The organism is Acutalibacter sp. 1XD8-33, assembly GCF_003612555.1.
In the GTDB taxonomy this organism is placed as follows: domain Bacteria; phylum Bacillota; class Clostridia; order Oscillospirales; family Acutalibacteraceae; genus Acutalibacter.
The window spans coordinates 1-3,623 of sequence record NZ_RAZF01000063.1 but is presented as its reverse complement, the minus strand read 5'-3'; the positions used below and the strand labels follow the sequence as shown (position 1 = coordinate 3,623).

The 3,623-nt window shown below is 55.7% G+C and carries 5 protein-coding genes; 2 read left to right on the top strand and 3 right to left on the bottom strand.

The features are described from left to right. Positions 1-208 precede the first annotated feature (208 nt). Together D7X94_RS17660 and D7X94_RS17655 are read left to right on the top strand one after the other, a co-directional pair. Entirely contained in the window at positions 209-1,294 is a 1,086-nt protein-coding gene (locus D7X94_RS17660) for a trypsin-like serine peptidase (RefSeq protein ID WP_120429117.1), read from the top strand. A gap of 9 nt (positions 1,295-1,303) precedes the next feature. Continuing rightward, positions 1,304-1,843 (top strand): hypothetical protein, encoded by a 540-nt coding sequence (locus D7X94_RS17655; RefSeq protein WP_120429115.1) that lies wholly within the window; start codon positions 1,304-1,306, stop codon positions 1,841-1,843. Positions 1,844-1,888: 45 nt separating this feature from the next. On the opposite strand, the gene D7X94_RS17650 is transcribed toward D7X94_RS17655, so the two are convergent. The 3 genes from D7X94_RS17650 to D7X94_RS17640 all read right to left on the bottom strand — a co-directional run. Then, a complete protein-coding gene (locus D7X94_RS17650; RefSeq protein WP_120429113.1) occupies positions 1,889-2,209 on the bottom strand; it encodes a hypothetical protein in 321 nt (106 codons plus the stop codon). A gap of 15 nt (positions 2,210-2,224) precedes the next feature. Beyond that, the gene (locus tag D7X94_RS17645; RefSeq protein ID WP_120429111.1) at positions 2,225-2,992 is read right to left on the bottom strand and encodes a phage tail protein I; all 768 of its coding nucleotides are present in this window, start codon (positions 2,990-2,992) and stop codon (positions 2,225-2,227) included. Beyond that, positions 2,985-3,623: baseplate J/gp47 family protein (locus tag D7X94_RS17640; RefSeq protein WP_199715176.1), on the bottom strand; the 639-nt coding region annotated here is incomplete at its 5' end. The genes D7X94_RS17640 and D7X94_RS17645, both read right to left, overlap by 8 nt.

Here is a 3,623-nt window from a genome sequence, read left to right as displayed (position 1 = left end):
GCGAAGCTGCGCGCCGTCCAGCAGCTCCGTGACGGTGACCGGATCCCCCTCCTCATCGCTGACCTGATAGGACACAGAGAAGTCTATAGATCGGCTGATACATTCAATAATTAGTCAGCTAAACTGTAGATAAATTTTGAAATAGTCTTGACAATTTTGTGAATATATAGTATTTTTTGTATAAATAAATTAAGGAGAGGTGCTAATTATGAGAACAAATCGCGTCATTTCTATGCTTCTATGTTTCGCTTTCTGTTTTTCTCTCTTATCTATACCTGCCTCTGCAGTTTCACACACTGGTAGCAGCACAGCCAGTAACGCTGTCATTTCTGATCGTGCTGGAAAAAGTGGTTCCTACTATTATGACGTTGACTTGGGCACTGAACTCTTTGTGCCATCTGACGCAACTTTGGAAGATATGTGGATTGAAAGTCGTGAGATTTGCGGTGATTCTATCCAACCATATTTACAAAGTTGCGACTCTTCTCTTGCGGAAATAGACCCAGAGCTCGATAAAATATTAGAATCTTACTTGGCTACCGATCATCGCTTTGCTGTGACGAATCCGTCTGGTTACGAACGAAGCACATGCCTTTTGGGCGCAAGATTTGATGACGCTGGCGTTACGCATGTTGAAAGCGGTGAGAAATGCTCTACGGGCGTTCATATTGGCACTGGCTGGTTAATCAACAATACCTATTTGGTTACTGCTGGTCATTTGGTGTATGATTGGGAACATTCTAACAACGGGAATGATGGCTATGCCAAACATGTGGCCATATATGTTGGGGCCAGCAACGGGAACTATGTCCATTACTCTTTGAGTGTCGGGTATAGTGTCGGCGGCGATTACAGAGACTGTACAAGTGAATCTGATTACCAGTCGACTGGGAGGTTTGACGATTGGGCCGTGATCGAGCTCAAGACTCCAGTCCCGGCCAGTAAATCCATATCAAAACTTACACCTAAACAGACTGATCATTATTCCGAAATGCTGAACAAATCATATACAACGCAGGGATATCCTGCGGACCGCAATACAGGAAAAGACTGGAAAAAATATACTATGTATAAGCAAACAAATTGCACGATATCTGGGGCTCATTATCCTACTCCTTATATTCTTGATGTTGCCGTTTCTTCTAATACCAATTTTTATGGAGGGCAAAGCGGTTCTCCAATCTATAAGGACGGATATGCGCAGGGAATCGGCGTAGGTAAATACTTGGGCGATACATGCTTCATATTAATCAATAGATGGCTCTATGAATTCTTACGTGACAATTGTTCATAGGAGGAGCCGATGAATAGCAAGAGGTTCTTCTACATCAACATGGCTTTTCTGGCGGGGAATGTTCTGCTGCTGGCTCTGTCCGTCTTTTTCCTGCGCCCGGGGGCTTCCCCCGGCCACTCCTCCGGGTTCCATGCCGTGAAAAGCGAAGCGCCCGGCCACTCCTGCGTCGGCCAGCTCCGGCTTCCCTCTGATATGGAATACATGGTGCGGGATTCCGGCGTTGCGGAGCTGGAGTTCGTGGAGATCATCCGGGGCGGCTCTTCCTCGCAAGAGGGCTACGACCGCATTGAAATCAGACAGACCCTGAAGTCCTATACGGACCATAGCTCCAATTTCGTGGTCCTCCGCTTCTGCCCGGAAGATCATTTCTGGTATCTGATCTATTGCCCCAATTACGCGGAGAGGATGCCTGGATATCCGGATGATTCCACGGTTTATCCCGTCACAAGCGTGCTCCACTACGATGTGCCCCCGGACCTCCTCCGGGAACCCGGCCTGTACGCGGTGGGAAGAAAGGGACTCGGATACTGCGAATTTGAGATAGAATAATTTTAGGAGCGAAACGTTCAGACAGGTTGTTCTGGATTTTTCGCTCTATCTTTTTACCAGCAGCCCCTCGGGGTTCTCGTCCAGCCGGGCGAAGATCCCGATCTGGTGGAGGGTGCAGTCCTCCTCCGCCCCCGTGTTGCCGATCTGCACCTTGACGGTCTTGCCATCCTCCACATCCTCCACATCCAACAGGCTGAGGGGCTTCCGCTCGCCCAGCACATCCGTTTGGCTGGCCAGGGCCTCCGGGTCCTGGGCTTTCTGTGTGCCGCCCCAGGCGCTGGTGATGGTCAGCTTCCGCCCGGCCAGCAGGTCGTTGAGCATGTCCACCCCGGCGTCCGTGACGGCCGCGTTTTCCCAATGAGACATAAAGCCACATCCTTTCTAAAGTTTTCCGTCGATCCTCTCGTATACATGCAGGACCCCGGCAGAGGCGTGGACCGCAGCCTTTGCCCGGGGCCAGTCCAGCTTTACGGGCGGCGTTTTCCCGTGGAGGCGAAGGTTGCTTCCCAGGAACGCCGCGCCAACCCCCGCTGAGAGCGCTGCTTTGGGCCAGCCCACCCCCTCCGGCAGTGAGGCCGCCGCCCCCTGGCGCTGATAGGAGCCAAAAGAGACAGCCCCGGCGTAGGCCAGGGCCTCTCGGCTCTCCATGAAATACGCCACCCCGTCCAGATGGGACCGCAGGTTCTTGTAGTATTCCAGCCGGGCCAGCACCCGCTTCTCCTTGGCGCTGTCCATCTCGTCGTCCGTGACGTTGATCCGCAGCTTGAAGTGGTAGGGCCGGGCGCCGTACTCGAACCACTCCACCACTCGCGTGTGGGGATAGACGGCCCGGAGCGCGGCCTCCACCGCCGCCTTTGTGCCCAGCAGCTTGTGCACCCGCCAGCTGCTTTGCAGGGTCCGGCGCTTCTCCGGGAGGCTGTAGTCCGGATCCCACCAGTCCACCTTGAAGTCCCGGGCCAGAAGGTCCAGCAGGGCCTCCTCCAGCCGGTCCACATGGGGATAGATGGACACGCTCCCGATCTCTTCCCGCCGCCGCTCCAATACCTCCGCCATCGCTTCTGCCAGCGCTGCCATTTTCGGGTCGCCAGACAGGGAGACCGGCAAAGAGGCCCGGAAGTTTTCTTTTGTCAGGCCGTGGCTTTCACTCATCCTCGTACCCTCCGTTGGTGATACTCACCTCTTTGACCCGGGCCACCTGGGGCACGGAACGGTTGTCGCTGCGCAGCACGGTGAAGCCGGGCTCTCTCAGCTCGATCCGCTTGACGCCCGTGTGGTACAGGCGCTCCCGCAGTTCGTCCGGGTTGATGTCCCTGCCCAGCCGGGCGCACTGCCAGCCCACGTACTCCTCCACGGCCATCTTTACAGCGGCCTGAATCTCCGCCGCCGGCTTCCCGTTTCCGGTCCGGGTGTAGTAGGTAAAGTCGATGTTGTACTCCACCGGCTCCGCGTCCTCCACAAAGACCTGGTCCGTCAGGGGCCGGACCTCGTCCGCGCTGCAGGCCGCCAGCACCGCCGACTTGATCTCCTCCCCGGCCAGGGTCCCGTCCTCCATGAGCACGTAGAGCTTGACCACCCCGGGCGTGGGGGAGTTGGCCAGCACGTCCCCGATCTCTGTGCTCACCTGCCGGGCGAAATATTCGTAGCTTCCCCGGGCTCCCGCGCAGCTGTAGGCGTCCATGCTGGCCCGCATGAGCTCATAGAACTCCTCGTCCGTGGCCGCGTCCGCCCCGCCGTCCGACGCGGTGATGTTCTCCGTTTCAGAGTAGTAGTCATACACATC

What these genes read in the sequence shown, in the direction of transcription:
- D7X94_RS17645 (WP_120429111.1), bottom strand. Translation starts at nt 2,992, where the DNA reads ATGAGTGAAAGCCACGGCCTGACAAAAGAAAACTTCCGGGCCTCTTTG.
- D7X94_RS17655 (WP_120429115.1), top strand. Translation starts at nt 1,304, where the DNA reads ATGAATAGCAAGAGGTTCTTCTACATCAACATGGCTTTTCTGGCGGGG.
- D7X94_RS17660 (WP_120429117.1), top strand. Translation starts at nt 209, where the DNA reads ATGAGAACAAATCGCGTCATTTCTATGCTTCTATGTTTCGCTTTCTGT.
- D7X94_RS17650 (WP_120429113.1), bottom strand. Translation starts at nt 2,209, where the DNA reads ATGTCTCATTGGGAAAACGCGGCCGTCACGGACGCCGGGGTGGACATG.